Source organism: Azospirillum terrae (assembly GCF_053470425.1).
Window position 1 is genome coordinate 207,707 of record NZ_JBPXMR010000008.1, and the last position, 14,711, is coordinate 222,417.

Annotated in this window: 12 protein-coding genes; 8 read left to right on the forward strand and 4 right to left on the reverse strand. The window is 70.6% G+C overall.

The genetic code is table 11. From position 1 onward, the window contains the following. Positions 1-3 precede the first annotated feature (3 nt). On the reverse strand, positions 4-810 hold the full coding sequence (exbB, locus tag ACSVDD_RS20795) for a tonB-system energizer ExbB (RefSeq protein WP_448191304.1): 807 nt from the start codon (positions 808-810) through the stop codon (positions 4-6). 180 nt (positions 811-990) lie between these two features. Here exbB and ACSVDD_RS20800 point away from each other — a divergent pair, with 180 nt between their 5' ends. Beyond that, the gene (locus tag ACSVDD_RS20800) at positions 991-1,377 is read left to right on the forward strand and encodes a NifB/NifX family molybdenum-iron cluster-binding protein (protein ID WP_448191305.1); all 387 of its coding nucleotides are present in this window, start codon (positions 991-993) and stop codon (positions 1,375-1,377) included. Positions 1,378-1,431: 54 nt separating this feature from the next. Here ACSVDD_RS20800 and ACSVDD_RS20805 read toward each other — a convergent pair whose 3' ends face one another. Continuing rightward, entirely contained in the window at positions 1,432-2,772 is a 1,341-nt protein-coding gene (locus tag ACSVDD_RS20805) for an MFS transporter (protein ID WP_448191306.1), read from the reverse strand. A 191-nt stretch (positions 2,773-2,963) separates the two neighbouring features. On the opposite strand from ACSVDD_RS20805, the gene ACSVDD_RS20810 reads away from it, so the two are divergent. From ACSVDD_RS20810 to ACSVDD_RS20820, 3 genes are all read left to right on the forward strand, one after another. Continuing rightward, complete coding sequence (locus ACSVDD_RS20810; protein WP_448191307.1) at positions 2,964-4,811, forward strand: sensor histidine kinase; 1,848 nt, start codon at positions 2,964-2,966, stop codon at positions 4,809-4,811. Then, positions 4,812-6,188, forward strand: a complete 1,377-nt coding sequence (locus ACSVDD_RS20815; RefSeq protein ID WP_448191308.1) for a sigma-54-dependent transcriptional regulator — start codon at positions 4,812-4,814, stop codon at positions 6,186-6,188. A 178-nt stretch (positions 6,189-6,366) separates the two neighbouring features. Further along, positions 6,367-6,906, forward strand: coding sequence for a GNAT family N-acetyltransferase (locus ACSVDD_RS20820; protein ID WP_448191309.1), 540 nt, complete (start codon positions 6,367-6,369; stop codon positions 6,904-6,906). A gap of 6 nt (positions 6,907-6,912) precedes the next feature. On the opposite strand, the gene ACSVDD_RS20825 is transcribed toward ACSVDD_RS20820, so the two are convergent. Beyond that, positions 6,913-7,407: a MarR family winged helix-turn-helix transcriptional regulator gene (locus ACSVDD_RS20825; protein WP_448191310.1), complete on the reverse strand. Its 495-nt coding sequence runs from the start codon at positions 7,405-7,407 to the stop codon at positions 6,913-6,915. 52 nt (positions 7,408-7,459) lie between these two features. Then, the gene (locus ACSVDD_RS20830; RefSeq protein ID WP_448191311.1) at positions 7,460-8,239 is read right to left on the reverse strand and encodes a crotonase/enoyl-CoA hydratase family protein; all 780 of its coding nucleotides are present in this window, start codon (positions 8,237-8,239) and stop codon (positions 7,460-7,462) included. Positions 8,240-8,780: 541 nt separating this feature from the next. Here ACSVDD_RS20830 and ACSVDD_RS20835 point away from each other — a divergent pair. The 4 genes from ACSVDD_RS20835 (at position 8,781) to ACSVDD_RS20850 (ending at position 14,706) form a co-directional block, all read left to right on the forward strand. Then, positions 8,781-10,640, forward strand: a complete 1,860-nt coding sequence (locus ACSVDD_RS20835) for a feruloyl-CoA synthase (protein ID WP_448191312.1) — start codon at positions 8,781-8,783, stop codon at positions 10,638-10,640. 10 nt (positions 10,641-10,650) lie between these two features. Further along, positions 10,651-11,892: a thiolase family protein gene (locus ACSVDD_RS20840; protein WP_448191313.1), complete on the forward strand. Its 1,242-nt coding sequence runs from the start codon at positions 10,651-10,653 to the stop codon at positions 11,890-11,892. After that, a complete protein-coding gene (locus ACSVDD_RS20845; protein WP_448191314.1) occupies positions 11,889-13,553 on the forward strand; it encodes an acyl-CoA dehydrogenase family protein in 1,665 nt (554 codons plus the stop codon). The genes ACSVDD_RS20840 and ACSVDD_RS20845 overlap by 4 nt, the downstream gene beginning before the upstream one ends. Before the next feature lie 70 nt (positions 13,554-13,623). Next, complete coding sequence (locus ACSVDD_RS20850) at positions 13,624-14,706, forward strand: 3-hydroxyacyl-CoA dehydrogenase family protein (RefSeq protein ID WP_448191315.1); 1,083 nt, start codon at positions 13,624-13,626, stop codon at positions 14,704-14,706. The last annotated feature ends 5 nt before the right edge of the window (positions 14,707-14,711 follow it).

Genomic DNA, 14,711 nt, shown 5'->3' on the forward strand with positions numbered 1-14,711 from the left:
GGCTCACTCCGCCGCCTTGGTGAGGCGCGGCAGGGCGCGGCGGTCGAGGTCGCGGCTGAGATGGCGCAGCACCGACGCCGAGGCGTCGGCCAGTTGCGCTCGCCAGCCGGCGATGGAGCGCGAGAAGATGTTGTAGACGACCACCGCCGGGATCGCCGCCACCAGCCCGATGGCGGTCGCCAGCAGCGCCTCGGCGATGCCCGGCGCCACCACGGCGAGGTTGGTGGTGTGCGCCTTGGCGATGCCGATGAAGGCGGACATGATGCCCCACACCGTGCCGAACAGCCCGACGAACGGCGCCGTCGAGCCGATGCTGGCCAGCAGCCCGGTGCCGCGCATCATGCGCCGGCCGGCCGCCGCCTCGATCCGTTCCAGCCGCGAGGCGGCGCGCTCCTTCAGCCCCTCGCCGGGCACGTCCTGCGACAGGTGCACCTCGGCGATGGCGGCGCGCAGCAGGTCCGCGACCGGCCCCTTGGTGAAGCCGACGAGTTCCGCCGCCTGCGTCAGCGAGCGCGCCTGCTCCAGCCCGGCCAGCCCCGCGCGGGCCTGACGCTTCGCCGCCGCCAGTTCCAGCGACTTGGCGAGCCACACCGTCCAGGTGGCGACCGAGGCGAGCGCCAGACCGACCATCACCGCCTGCACCACCGGGCTGGCGGCGAGGAACATGCCCAGCGGCGACAGATCGTGCGGCAGCGTGGCCGCCGCCACCTCCGGCGCGCCCTCCTGCGCCAGCGCCGCGGCCGGGGCGAGGAGGATGATCGGGAGCGGCAGGAAACGGGCGGCGGTTCGCCCAGGAAGTGTGTCGGGCATCGCGGAAACCAAGCTCCGGCTGGAGGGATCGGCGGCGGGCCGATGGACACGGACCCGCCTCCCTTCCGCTTATAATGCGAACGACTCGCATTCGCACGATGTTTTTCGAAGCCTTGCCCCGCAACTCCGGCTATAGTCCGACTTGATCATCGTCATTTATACGCAGTCGAGGGAAGCGCGATGCGCGTCGCCGTTGCCACACGGGATTACCAGACCGTCACGGGCCATGCCGGACAGGCGCGGCATTGGCTGGTGTACGACGCGACGCCGGACCGGGCGCCGACGCTGGTGTCCCAGGTCGAGCTGACCAGGGAACAGTCCTTCCACCATTGGCGCGACAACGGCCCGCACCCGTTGGACGGCATCGTCGCGGTGATCGCCAACTCGGCGGGCGAGGGCTTTCTCAAGCGCATGGAAAAGCGCGGGATCGCCGCCATCATGACCGGCGAGTCGGAGCCCGCCAAGGCCGTGGCCGACTGGTTCGCCGACACCGTCACGCCGCCCAAGCCGCGCCCCATCGGGAAGCTGCTCTGCAAGGTGCGCGACCTGTTCTCCGAACACCGCTGACAGCCGGCGCGCCGCCCGGCCAAGGCGGTGGGCGGCGCGCCGTTTCGGAGCGCGTCAGGCGGTGATGGCGGAATGCTTCCTGGTGTCGCGCATCAGCGTGTAGACCAGCAGGGACACCGCGATGCAGCCGGTCAGGTAGTAGTAGAACCACACCTCGTGGCCCGCCGACTTCAGCCACAGGGCGATCGGCTCGGCGGTGCCGCCGAAGATCGAGACGGTCAGCGCGTAGGGAAGGCCGACGCCGGTGGCCCGCACGCCGGCCGGGAACAGCTCGGCCTTCACCACCGCGTTGATCGAGGTATAGCCGGTGACGATCATCCAGGCGGCGGCCACCAGCAGGAAGGCGGTCAACGCGTCGTGGGCGTTCTGCAAGGCGGTCAGCAGCGGGACGGTGAACAGCGTGCCGGCGATGCCGAAGCCCATCAGCAGCGCCTTGCGGCCGATGCGGTCGGAAATGGCGCCGTAGATCGGCTGAAGGATCAGCGCGAAGATCAGCGAACCGGCGGTGACCAGCGTCGTCTGGTCGTCGGTCAGCTTGACCGACAGGCGCAGGAACTTCTGCATGTAGGTGGTGTAGGTGTAGAAGGCGGCGGTGCCGCCGATGGTCAGCCCGATCACCAGGACGACTTCACGGGGGTGGCGCATCAGGGCACGGATGGCGCTCTCCTTCGGCGCCTGCTTTTTCGCGGCGATGAAGCTGTCGGTTTCCTCCAGATTGCGGCGCATGACGGCGGCGACGATGGCGAGCAGGCCGCCGATCACGAACGGAATCCGCCAGCCCCAGGCGCGCAGTTCCTCGGCCGACAGGAAGACCTGCTGAAGCAGCAGCAGCACCGAAATGGCGCAGAGCTGGCCGCCGATCAGCGTCACGTACTGGAAGCTCGAATAGAAACCGCGGTTCTTGGAATCGGCCATCTCGCTGAGGTAGGTGGCGCTGGTGCCGTATTCGCCGCCCAGGCTGAGACCTTGCAGGATGCGAGCGAAGGCCAGGATGACCGGGGCCGCGAAGCCGATGGTGGCGTAGGACGGCGTCACCGCGATGACCGTCGAGCCGAAGCACATCAAGAGCACCGAGATGGTCAGCGACGTGCGCCGGCCGTGGCGGTCGGCGATGTGGCCGAACAGCCAGCCGCCGAGCGGGCGGACCAGGAAACCGGCGGCGAACAGCACCGCCGCGTTCAGCTGCTGGACCAACTCGTCGCCATCGGGAAAGAAGGACTTGGCGAAATAGAGCGCGAACGCGGCGTAGGCGTAGAAGTCGTACCATTCCACGAGGTTGCCGATCGAGCCGATGAAGATCGCCTTCAAACGGCGGCGCATGTCGGCGAGGCTGCCGGGCTGCGCGGTGTCGATGCGCGCGGTTTCGGCGGTGGCGGTGGCGGATGTGGCGTCCATGCGTGTCCTCCCGGTTCTTGCTGTTGGCCGCCCGGCCTTACTCAAGATCGGGACCAGTTGGCGGACGCTTGGCAACGCGTTGAGTTTCAACGAAAATGCCGGGTGAGGACGGTTGCCGTCGGCGGAATTCCGCCGAAAGGGGTGCGGGTTCTCGGCGGAATTCCGCCGATGTACCGGATCTGGGAGGGGGCATGCAGGCGCGATGGATCGGGGGCCGGCAGGCCGCGTCGGCCAGACGATTCTTCGCCCGCGGGCCGGGGCGGATGATCGTCCTGCTCGCCGTGGTGGCGGCGCTGATGGGCTGGGCGGCCGGCGAAGCGGTGCGGCGCCGGGCGCTGGACGACATGCGCACGGCCGGGTACCAGCGCCTCGACCTCTACGCCAGCATGGTGTCGACGGCGTTGGAGAAATACTCCTACCTGCCGGCGCTGCTGGCCCGCGATCCCGACATCCGCGCCCTGCTGGCCGCTGGCGGCGACGCGACGCTGGCCGAGCGGGCCAACCGCACCCTGGCGACCGTCAACGACGACGCGCGCTCCGCCGCGCTCTTCGTCATGGACGGGCGCGGGCTGACGCTGGCGTCGAGCAACTGGCGGGAGCCGGGAAGCTTCGTCGGCTCGCACTACGATTTCCGGCCCTATTTCATCCAGGCGGTGGCCAGCGGCAGCGGCCGTTATTACGGCGTCGGGGTGACCACCAGCATGCCCGGCTATTTCATCGCCGGCGCCGTCCGGGCACAGGACGGCGCGGTGGCCGGGGTGGCGGTCGTCAAGGTGGATTTGGAGCCCTTGCAGCAGGAATGGGCGCGCGGCGGCGAGGGGGTGATGCTGACCGACGCCCATCAGGTCGCCATTCTGGCCAGCCGCCTGGACTGGCGCTACGGCACCCTGGCCGACCTCACCCCGGCGACCGCCGCCGAGATCGCCGCCACCCAGCAATACGCCAACGCGCCGCTCCACCGCGCCGCTTTCGAGGAGGTCGCCCGGCTGTCCGGCGACGCCCGGATCGTCCGCACCGGCGGGCGCCGATCCTTGATGCTGTCGCGCACCCTGCCCGATCATGGCTGGACGCTGCACTACGTCGGCGACCTCGCCCCGGTCGAGCAGCGCCAGCGCGACACCGGGGTCATGGCCGCGGCCGGGATTCTCGCGGCTGGACTGCTGGTCCTGGCGCTCCGCCAGCGCCGCCAGCGCCAGCGCACGCTGCTGGAGGCGCGCGCCGCCGTCGCCGACGCGCTGCACGCGGCCCGCGACGAACTCGAACGCAAGGTGGAGGAACGCACCGCCGATCTGCGCGGCGCCCAGGAGGCGCTGGTCCACGCCGGCAAGATGGCGGCGCTCGGCCAGATGTCGGCGGCGCTGGCGCACGAGATCAACCAGCCGCTGGCGGCCATCCGCACCTTCATCGCCTCGACCCGAATCTTCGCCGAGCGCGGCGACCTCGCCACCGTCGCCCTCAACCTCGGCATGATCGACGATCTGACCAGCCGTATGGCCGAGATCACCAGCCACCTCAAGACCTTCGCCCGCAAGAGCCCCGGCCGGCGCGAGCCGGTGGCCCTTGGCCGGGCGCTGGACCGGGCGCTGCTGCTGGTCGAGGCGTCGCTGCGCGAGGACGGCATCGAGCTGGTCCGGCACGCCGGACCGGACGCCGGGGGTCCGGACGCCTGGGCGATGGGGGATTCCATCCGGCTGGAGCAGGTCTTCGTCAACCTGCTGCGCAACGCCGCCGACGCCATGAAGGAGGCGCCGCTGCGCCGTTTGTCGCTCACCGTGGCCGAGGGGGCGGATGGCGGGGTCTGGGAGGTGCGCATCGCCGACACCGGCACCGGCATCGCGGCGGGCGATCTCGACAAGCTGTTCGACCCGTTCTTCTCCACCAAGGAGGTCGGCCAGGGGCTGGGGCTGGGCCTTTCGCTGTCCTACGGCATCGTGCAAGATTTCGGCGGCACCCTGCGGGCGGAGAACGCTCCCGGCGGCGGCGCCGTCTTCGCCGTCGTTCTGCCCAAGGCGGCGGCCCCTCTGGTTCGGAGCCCTTGAATGTCCGAGTCCCGCGCCGAATCCTGCGATGTCCTGGTCGTCGACGACGAACAGGCGGTGCGCGTGGCGCTGGTGCAATGGCTGGGGCTGGCCGGGCTGCGCACCGTCGCCGTGGAGGACGCAGCCGCGGCGCTGGATCGCCTCGACGCCGACTTTCCCGGCATCCTGGTCAGCGACATCCGCATGCCGCGGATGGACGGGTTGACCCTGATGCGCCACGCGCTGGAGCGCGACCCCGACCTGCCGGTGGTGCTGGTCACCGGGCACGGCGACATCGCCATGGCGGTCGACGCCATGCGGCAGGGCGCCTACGACTTCATCGAAAAGCCCTTCGTGCCCGACCGGCTGGCCGACACGGTGCGGCGGGCCTGCGAAAAGCGCCGGCTGGTGCTGGAAATCCGCCGCCTGCGCCGGCAGGTGACCGCCGACAGCGGCATCGAGGCGCGCATCCTCGGCACCGCGGCGGCGATGGATGCGTTGCGCCGCCAGATCCTCGAACTGTCGGGAACCAACGTCAACGTCATCGTCCACGGCGAGACCGGCACCGGCAAGGAGTTGGTCGCCCGCTGCCTGCACGATTTGGGGCCACGCGCCGGCCAGCCCTTCGTCGCGGTCAATTGCGGGGCCATTCCCGAGAGCATGTTCGAAAGCGAGTTCTTCGGCCATGAGCCCGGCGCCTTCACCGGGGCGGCCGGGCGGCGGGCCGGCAAGTTCGAGCACGCCCACCGCGGCACGCTGTTCCTCGACGAGATCGAGAGCATGCCGATGGCCTTGCAGGTCAAGGTGTTGCGCGCCTTACAGGAGCGGACGGTCGAGCCTTTGGGCTCCAACCGCTCGATCCCGATCGACGTGCGCACGGTCGCGGCCACCAAGGTGGACCTTCTGGAAGCGGTGCGCGCGGGGCGCTTCCGCGAGGATCTCTATTACCGTCTTTCGGTGGCGGAAATCCTGATTCCGCCGCTGCGCCGCCGGGCCGACGACATCCCCCTGCTGTTCGAGTATTTCGCCTCCGAAGCGGCGCGCATCCATGGCCGGCCGCCGCGAACGCTCGGCTCGGCCGACCGGGCGGCCCTGATGGGCCATGGCTGGCCGGGCAACGTGCGCGAGTTGAAGAACGCGGCGGAGCGCTTTGCCCTCGGTCTCGGCGCGGGCACTGTGTCGCTGGCGCCGGGAAGCGGCGGGGACACCGCCGCACCCGGCGCGTCACGGCCGCTTTCCGAGATGGTGGCTGATTTCGAATGCCGCGCCATTCGCAGCGCCTTCGCCGCCTGTGACGGCGACGTCGGCCGGGTGATGGAACGCCTGGACATCCCCCGCCGTACGCTCAATGAAAAGATGCAGCGCTACGGCATCGACCGCCAAGCCTTCGTGCCCTGACGAAACAGCCAGCCAACCCAATGGGTTGACCGATTTCCCGATGGGCAGCGGTCGTGCCCCTCGGGACCGGATGCCGGCTTATATTGATCGGGATCATTGCCTGTCTGGCGAAAAGGCCTAGGTTGCCGCTGCCGGCGTGCATGCGTCTGGCACAAGCGCAGTGATGACTCAGGTTTGCATGCGTTTCCTCGTCACCCCCCGGCTCTGCCTGCGGCCCTTCTCCGCCGACGACCACCTTCCCCTTCATCGCATCACCGGCAACCCGGAGGTGATGCGGCACAGCGTCTTCGGCGCGGATCGCGATGTGGACGCGACGGGCCGACGGCTGGCGGGCATCATGGAGCAGCAGCAGGAGGCGGGCCTGGGCTGTTGGGCGGTGGTTTCGCGCACCACCGGCGACCTCCTGGGCATGTGTGGCCTTACTCCCCTCTCGGACGGCCGCACCGAGATCGCTTATGCGGTCCGCCGGGACCAATGGGACAACGGCTACGCCACCGAGGCGGCACGGCGCTGGCTGGAGCACGCACTCGACACGCTGAAGCTGGGCAGCGTGATCGCCATGATCGGGCCGGACAACGGCCGCTCCCTACGGGTCGCCGAGAGGCTGGGCATGCGGTATGTCGGCTCGGAGAGGCACTTCAGCGGTCCGCTTGGCATCTACGCCGTGGAAGCCCCCGCCCGCGGCGGCCTTGTCCGGACGCTGGGGCTGGCGGCGTAGGCCGCCCTAATACAGGCGCTTCAGCAGTGCGATCAAGGTGGTCCGCTCCTCGGGCGTCAGCCGGGCGCAGACGCGGCGGTCGTGTTCGTGGACCAGTTCCTTCATGCGGTCGAGCACGCCCTGGCCGCGGACCGTCAGCATGATCGCGTAGGACCGCCGATCGGTGGCCGAGGGGATGCGGGCGACGAGGCCCTTCTTCTCCAGCGCGTCGATGAGCAGGGCCGAGCCCGAGCGGTCAATCCCCATCGCCTCGGCCAACGCCGACTGCGTCAGGCCGGGGCTCTTGCCGGCGATGACCAGGACGGCGAACTGGGCGGGGCGGATGCCGTGTTCGGCCATCGCGCGCTGATAGTCCTGGTAGATGGCCGTCTGGGCGCGGCGCAGGGGATAGCCGACGATGTCCTCGAGCATGTCGACGTCCACGCCCGGCCCTCTGGCAGCCGCCTCGAATCCCTCGTCCTCTGCGCTCCGCGCCGTTCGCCGCCGCTTTCCGGCCGCCATGCGTCCACCTCTCTGTGTCGGGCCCTATGCCTGCTCCCGCACGCGGTGGCCGTCAAGCCCCAGCCTTGGGACCGCGCTTCTCCAGGAAGGCGTGCATGCGCTCCTCGGCGTCCGAACTGGTCTGCACCAGCGCTGCCATGAGAGATTCGGTGAAGAAGCCGTCGTTCATGCTCATATCGGAAATGCGCGGCAGCGCGTTGAGAATCGCGTAGTTGGACATCGGCGCGTTGCTGGCGATGCGCTCGGCCAAGTGGGTTGCCGTCGCCATCGCCTCGCCCTCGGGGGTGAGATGGTGCGACAGGCCCAGTCGCAGCCCGTCCTCGGCGTCGTACGACCGCCCGGTCAGCATCATCTCGGTCATGCGGCCGACGCCGATGATGCGGGCGACGCGCACCGAGGCGCCGCCGCCGACGTAGATGCCGCGCTGCCCCTCCGGTAGTGCGTAAAAGCAGCTCGGCTCGGCGACGCGGACGTGGGCTGCTGCTGCCAGCTCGAGGCCGCCGCCGATCACCGCCCCCCGCATGGCGGCCACCACCGGCACGCCGCCGAACTGGATCTGGTGGAAGACCCGATGCCATGCCTGCGAGTGCTGCATCACCTCATAGGCGGTCCGGCTGCGGTGTTCCGACAGGTCGAGCCCGGCCGAGAAATGCTCGCCGTGGCCGTGCAGCACGATGCAGCGCGTGCCCTCCGGCGGCCGGGAAAAGACGGCGTCCAGCTCGCCCAGCAGGGCGTCGCTGATGGCGTTGCGCTTGTCCGGACGGTTCAGGCCGACCAGGGTGAGCGCCCCCTTCCGCTCGACGGTGAGGTGGGCGAACGTGTGTTCATTCATGGCTGCACTCCTACTCGGACCACTGGGCGGCCCCTCCCATTCCCGAACACGAGCCTAGCCAAAGAAAATGTTGCGATCAACAACAGTTCTGCCGCCAAAGCACTGCGCGGTTTCGTCGCACACCCGCGGAGAAAGCGCTGAAAGGCGCGTTTTTCCTGATGTTTCCAAGTTCGCGGCCGGTGCGGCCCTGCCGTCTCCAAGCGAATAATGTTGTGTTGTGCAACAAATGACGTTGACAGGATTGTTCGCCTTGGCAACAATCGTAAAAAAATAGCGCAGGTCCCTGGAGTTTCCTTCTGCCCTGCGGGGCGCCGAAGGGGCGCCGACGAGACCGCCGCCACGGAGGAAACCACCATGATTCCAGCGCTCATGCAGGTCCGCCCACCCGAGGGCTGAACTTCCCGCGGGCCGCCCCCGGCGGCCCCGCCCAACCATCGTCTCGACTTTTGACAGGAACGCCGGCGTTTCGGGACGCGGGAGGCTGCGGGCGTACGCCGCCTATGCCCCCCGCCGCCGTCCGCCGCCAGGGGTGGGTAGGATCATGCTGACATCGACACACGACACGACGGACGCGCACGGCGCCGCGATCTTCGCCCCGCCGCAGGTCACCGTCGAACCGCGACCGGACGGCGGCATGGTGCTGCGTTCGCCGCTCGACCTTGGTCCCTGCCCGCGCTGCCTCGGCGACCTGCTGGCGCGATGGGCGGAGCGCGCGCCGGACCGGGTTTTCCTGGCCGAACGCCAAGGCGACGGCTGGCGGGAGGTGTCGTACGCCGCGGCCCTGGCGGCGGTGGAGCGCATCGCCCAGGCGCTGGTCGAGCGCGGGGCGGACCGCGACCGCCCGGTCGCCATCCTCTCCGACAACGGTGTGGACCACGCGCTGCTGATGCTGGCGGCGATGCATGTCGGCGTGCCGGTGGCGCCGGTCTCGCCGGCCTATTCGCTGATGTCCAAGGACTTCTCCAAGCTGCGACACATCCTTGGCGAACTGCGCCCCGCGCTGATCTACGTCGAGGACGCCGCCGCCTTCGCCGGCGCGCTCGGCGCCGTGGACCGTTTCGGCGCCGCGGTCTTCGCCAGCCGCAACGGCGAGGCCGTGCCCGGCGCGCTGCCGTTCGACGCGTTGCTCGCGGCGGAGCCTGATCGGCGGATGCGGGACGCCAACGCGTCGGTCGGCCCCGACACGGTCGCCAAGATCCTCTACACCTCGGGCTCGACCGGGTTGCCGAAGGGCGTGCTGAACACCCAGCGCATGATGTGCTCCAACCAGGAGGCAATGACGCTGACGTGGCCGTTCCTGGCCGAGCGCCCCCCGGTGATCCTCGACTGGCTGCCGTGGAATCATACCTTCGGCGGCAACCACAACTTCAACATGATCCTGCGCCACGGCGGGACGCTGTATATCGACAACGGCAAGCCGGTGCCGCACCTGATCGGCCGGACGGTGGAGAACCTGCGCAAGGTCTCCCCCACCATCTACTTCAGCGTGCCGCGCGGCTTCGACATGCTGCTGCCGATCCTGCGCGGGGACCGGGCGCTGCAGAAGTCCTTCTTCACCCGGCTGGAGCTGATGTTCTACGCTGGCGCCGCCCTGCCCGAACACCTCTGGCAGGGCTTGCAGCGGCTCTCGCTGGAGGCGACCGGGCGCCAGGTTCCGCTGGTGTCGGCCTGGGGATGCACCGAGACCGCGCCGCTCGCCACCGGCCTGCACTTCCTGACCGGGCACAGCGGCAACATCGGGCTGCCGGTGCCGGGGACGGAGATCAAGCTGGTGCCCTCCGGCGGCAAGCAGGAGATCCGGGTACGCGGTCCGAACGTGACGCCCGGCTACTTCAAGCGCCCGGACCTGACCGCCGCCGCCTTCGACCAGGAGGGCTACTACAAGACCGGCGACGCCGTCCGCCTCGCCGACCCCGGCGACCCGGCCAAGGGCATCCGCTTCGACGGCCGCATCGCCGAGGACTTCAAGCTGATGTCCGGCACCTGGGTGCACGTCGGCGCGCTGCGCATCGCCGTGCTGGAAGCCGGCGCGCCGGTCATCCAGGACGCCGTGGTCACCGGGCACGACCGCGAGGAGGTCGGCGTGCTGATCTTCCCGAACCGGCCGGCCTGCCTGTCGCTGTGCCCCGGCGCCGACCCCGACATGCCGTTCGCCGACCTGCTGGCCCGCCCGGAGGTGCGCGCCCACGTCGCCGCCGCGCTGCGCACGCTTGCCGGCGGCGGGGCGGGCAGCTCCGCACGGGTCGTGCGGGCGCTGCTGATGGAGGAGCCGCCGTCCATCGACGCCAACGAGATCACCGACAAGGGCTACATCAACCAGCGGCGTGTCCTGGAGCGGCGGGCGGACCTCGTGGAGAGGCTGTACGCCGACGACGACCCCGCGATCATCCGCCTGACCTGAGGACGCGCCCATGCCCACCCATCTCGGCACCCGGTACGACGACATCTGGCTGGTGGACGGCGTGCGCACGCCGTTCGCCGACTACAACGGCACGCTGCGCGACGTCTCGCCGACCGACCTCGGCATCAAGGCCGCGCGCGCCGTGCTGGCGCGCACTGGCGTCCCGGCCGACGCCGTCGGCACGGTGATCGCCGGCAACATGGCGCAGTCGAGCTTCGACGCCTACTACCTGCCGCGCCACATCGGTCTCTATGCCGGGCTGCCCATCGACGTGCCGGCGCTGCTCGTGCACCGGCTGTGCGGCACCGGGTTCGAGACGGTGCTGACCGCCGCCGACACGCTGGCGCTGCGCAAGGCCGAGGCGGCGCTGTGCGTCGGCACCGAGTCCATGTCGCGCAACCCCGTGGCCGCCTACACCCACCGCGCCGGCTTCCGCATGGGGCAGGTGGAGTTCAAGGACTTCCTGTGGGAAGCGACGCTCGACACCGCGTCGGGCACGCGCATGGGCGACACCGCGGAGAACCTTGCCAAGCGCTACGGCATCACGCGCGGCGAGGTGGACGCGTTTGCCGCCGAGAGCTTCGCCCGCGCCGTGGCGGCCCAGGCCGATGGCTTCTTCGAGGGCGAGCTGGTCGCCGTCGCCGACGAGACGTTCGAGCTAGAGGGCTACGCCACGCGCGGCATCCGGCTGCCGCGCGGCACCCCGCCGCTTGCCGCCGACGAGCACGTCAAGCCGACCGATCTGGCGTCGCTCGCCAAGATCCGGCCCGCCTTCGGCGGGGTGCAGACCGGCGGCAACAGCTCGGCCATCGTCGATGGCGCCGCGGCGTGCGTCGTTGCTGCCGGCGGGTTCGTCCGGGCGCAGGGGCTCGTGCCGCTCGCCCGCGTCGCCGCCGGCACCGTGGTCGGCGTGCCGCCGGAGATCATGGGGATCGGTCCGGCGCCGGCAATTCGGGCGCTCCTGGAGATGACCGGGCTGACCCTCGACCGCATCGACCGATTCGAGATCAACGAGGCGTTCGGCGCGCAGTACCTGGCGGTGGAACGGGAGCTCGGCCTCGACCGCAGCCGGGTCAACGTCAACGGCGGCGCCATCGCCATCGGCCACCCGCTGGCCGCGTCCGGCGTCCGGCTGACCGTCACGGTGGCGCGCGAACTGCGGCGGCGGAACCTGCGCTACGGTATCGCCTCGGCCTGCGCCGGTGGCGGGCAAGGCGTGGCCATCCTCATCGAGAATCCGGAGGCCGCGTGATCGACTATCGGACGCCGGTCGGCGACATCCTGTTCACCCTGCGGGCCGCGGCGGACGCGGAGCGCCTGCCGGGATACGAGGCGGAGCTTGCCTCCGACATCCTCGGCGCGGCGGCCCGCTTCGTCGATGCCGTGGTGGCGCCGCTCGACCCGGTGGGCGACGCACAAGGGGTGCGGCTGGTGGACGGCCGGGCGCGGATGCCCGAGGCGTTCGTGTCGGCCTACGCCGCCCACCGCGACGGCGGCTGGGCCGGCCTCGCGGTGGCCGAGCGGTTCGGCGGGCAGGAGTTGCCGCACGTCCTCGCCGCCGCGGTGTCGGAGATGCTGGCCGGCGCCTGCATCTCCTTCCAGATGATCCTGACGCTGGCGCAGGGCGCCATGCGCACGCTGGCCGCGAGCGGTTCGGCGGAGCAGCGGGCGCTGTGGATTCCGCGGCTGGCGTCCGGCGAATGGCTCGCCAGCATGTGCCTGACCGAACCGCAGGCCGGCTCCGACCTCGGTCTGGTGACCACGACCGCCCGCCCGGACGCCGAGGGGTGGCGGCTCGACGGGAGCAAAATCTTCATCTCCGGCGGCGATCAGGACATGACCGGGCGGGTCCTGCACCTCGTGCTGGCCCGCACGCCGGGGGCACCCGCCGGGGTCAAGGGGCTGTCGCTGTTCCTGTGCCCGTCGGAGCTGGAGGACGGGCGGCGCAACGCCGTCTCGGTCGTCCGGCTGGAGGACAAGATGGGCATGCACGCCTCGCCCACCTGCCAGCTCGCCTTCGACGGGGCGGTGGGCGAGATCGTCGGCGCGCCGGGCGAGGGGCTGGCGCGCATGTTCACCATGATGAATTTCGAGCGGCTGGAGGTGGCGGTCCAGGGCGTCGGCCTCGCCGAGGTGGCGGGCCAACGCGCCCGGCACCACGCGGCGGCGCGCCGGCAGGGCAAGGCGGCCGGCGTGGAGGGGGCGGCCCCCATCGACCGCCACGCCGATGTCCGCCGCATGCTGCTGACCCAGGCGGCGCTGGCGCTCGGCTGCCGGGCCATGGTGTACCGCGCCGCGGTCGAGGAGGAACTGGGCGCGCGCCCCGACCTCGTCGATTTCCTGACGCCGGTGTGCAAGGCCTTGGCCACCGACGCCGCGGTCGAGACGGCCCACCTCGCCATCCAGGTGCACGGCGGCTACGGCTACCTGCGCGAATACCGGGTCGAGCAGATCCTGCGCGACGCGCGGATCACCCAGATCTACGAGGGCACCAACGGCATCCAGGCCATGACGCTGGCCGGCCGCCTGCTGCCGGCCGGACGCGGGACCGACGCGTTCGCCCGCGACGTGGAGGACGCGGCGGCGGTGGCCGAAGCCGCGGGCTGCCGCGACACGGCCGCGTCCCTCGCCGATGCCCTGTCGGTCTGGCGCGAGGCAAGCGAGGTGGTGCGCCGGATCGCCGATCCGGGCTTCGCCGCCGCCGGCTACCTGCGGCTGACCGGCCTCGTCGCCTTCGCGACCGCCTGGGCGCGGCTCGAAGCGGCGGCTGCGCAGGCGCCGGCTCCGGAGCGCATCCGCGCACTGGCCGCCTTCGTTCGCCGCCACATGCTGCCCGAGGTTCACCACCTGGCGCGCGGCTGCGGAGAAGCAACGGCGCCCGACGATTTTGCCGACGCACTGACGATGGCCTAGCGCAGGCCCCCGCCTTTGAAGAGGGGGAAAGCGTGGGCGTCACGATGGAAGCCATGCAAACGGGGGGATCATGGACAAGACCGGGCGGGTCGGCGTGGTGGGCGCCGGAACCATGGGGGCGGGAATCGCACAAGGCGCCGCGCGCGCTGGATACAAGGTTCTGATCCTTGACCGGCAACCGGGGGCGGCCGAACGGGCCGTCGAGCGCGCCCGGCTCTCGTGGACCCGCGCCGCGGAGGCCGGCCGGCTGAGCGAGAACGATGCCCGCATGGCCTCCGAGCGATTGCGCGCGGCGTCGGCGCTTTCGGATCTGAGCGGTTGCGGCTTGATCGTCGAAGCCATCGTCGAGGACGAGGACGCTAAGGGGGCCCTGTTCCGGGACCTCTCGGCGGCGCTTCCGCGCGAGACGATCATCGCTACCAACACCAGCACGTTGCGCATCGGCGAATTGGCCGGCCGGATCGCCAACCCGGAGCGCTTCATCGGCCTGCACTACTTCTTCCCGGCTGCCGTCAATCCGCTGATCGAGATCATTCCCGGTGCGGCCACCGGCTCTGCCGCCCGCGACGCCGCGACGGCGTTCGCGCAGCGCACCGGCAAGACGCCGATCGTCTGTCGCGATGTCTTCGGCTTCGCCATCAACCGCTTCTTCGTCCCCTACCTCAACGAGGCGGTCCGGCTGGTCGACGAGGGAGTGCCCGCAGGGGTGGTGGAGAGCGTGGCGCGTGAGGTGTTCGGCACCCCCGCCGGGCCGTTCCGCGTCATGGACCTGACCAAGCCGGTCATCGCCTGCCATGCCGCCGGCACGCTGGCTCGGCTCCATCCTTTCTATGCGCCGGCGCCCGGGCTGGTGGCGAAGGCCGCCGAGGGTGGTCTCTGGTCGGTGGAGGACCGCGCGGCGGGCGCGCAGGCCACGGTCGTCAGCCACCGTCTGCGCGCCGCCGTCTTCTTCGCCGTGCTTGACGCGTTGGATCAGGAGGTCGCCTCACCGGCCGACATCGACCTGGGCGCCACCATTGGCCTGCACTGGACGATGCAGCCATGGCAGACGATGGTCTCGCTCGGGCGGGATGCGGTCGCGCGGCTCCTCGCCCCACTCATCGAGATCCATCGCCTGTCCCTTCCGAAGAGCCTCGGGCTTTTGCCGGCCTGACGCGG

What these genes read in the sequence shown, in the direction of transcription:
- exbB (WP_448191304.1), bottom strand. Translation starts at nt 810, where the DNA reads ATGCCCGACACACTTCCTGGGCGAACCGCCGCCCGTTTCCTGCCGCTC.
- ACSVDD_RS20800 (WP_448191305.1), top strand. Translation starts at nt 991, where the DNA reads ATGCGCGTCGCCGTTGCCACACGGGATTACCAGACCGTCACGGGCCAT.
- ACSVDD_RS20805 (WP_448191306.1), bottom strand. Translation starts at nt 2,772, where the DNA reads ATGGACGCCACATCCGCCACCGCCACCGCCGAAACCGCGCGCATCGAC.
- ACSVDD_RS20810 (WP_448191307.1), top strand. Translation starts at nt 2,964, where the DNA reads ATGCAGGCGCGATGGATCGGGGGCCGGCAGGCCGCGTCGGCCAGACGA.
- ACSVDD_RS20815 (WP_448191308.1), top strand. Translation starts at nt 4,812, where the DNA reads ATGTCCGAGTCCCGCGCCGAATCCTGCGATGTCCTGGTCGTCGACGAC.
- ACSVDD_RS20820 (WP_448191309.1), top strand. Translation starts at nt 6,367, where the DNA reads ATGCGTTTCCTCGTCACCCCCCGGCTCTGCCTGCGGCCCTTCTCCGCC.
- ACSVDD_RS20825 (WP_448191310.1), bottom strand. Translation starts at nt 7,407, where the DNA reads ATGGCGGCCGGAAAGCGGCGGCGAACGGCGCGGAGCGCAGAGGACGAG.
- ACSVDD_RS20830 (WP_448191311.1), bottom strand. Translation starts at nt 8,239, where the DNA reads ATGAATGAACACACGTTCGCCCACCTCACCGTCGAGCGGAAGGGGGCG.
- ACSVDD_RS20835 (WP_448191312.1), top strand. Translation starts at nt 8,781, where the DNA reads ATGCTGACATCGACACACGACACGACGGACGCGCACGGCGCCGCGATC.
- ACSVDD_RS20840 (WP_448191313.1), top strand. Translation starts at nt 10,651, where the DNA reads ATGCCCACCCATCTCGGCACCCGGTACGACGACATCTGGCTGGTGGAC.
- ACSVDD_RS20850 (WP_448191315.1), top strand. Translation starts at nt 13,624, where the DNA reads ATGGACAAGACCGGGCGGGTCGGCGTGGTGGGCGCCGGAACCATGGGG.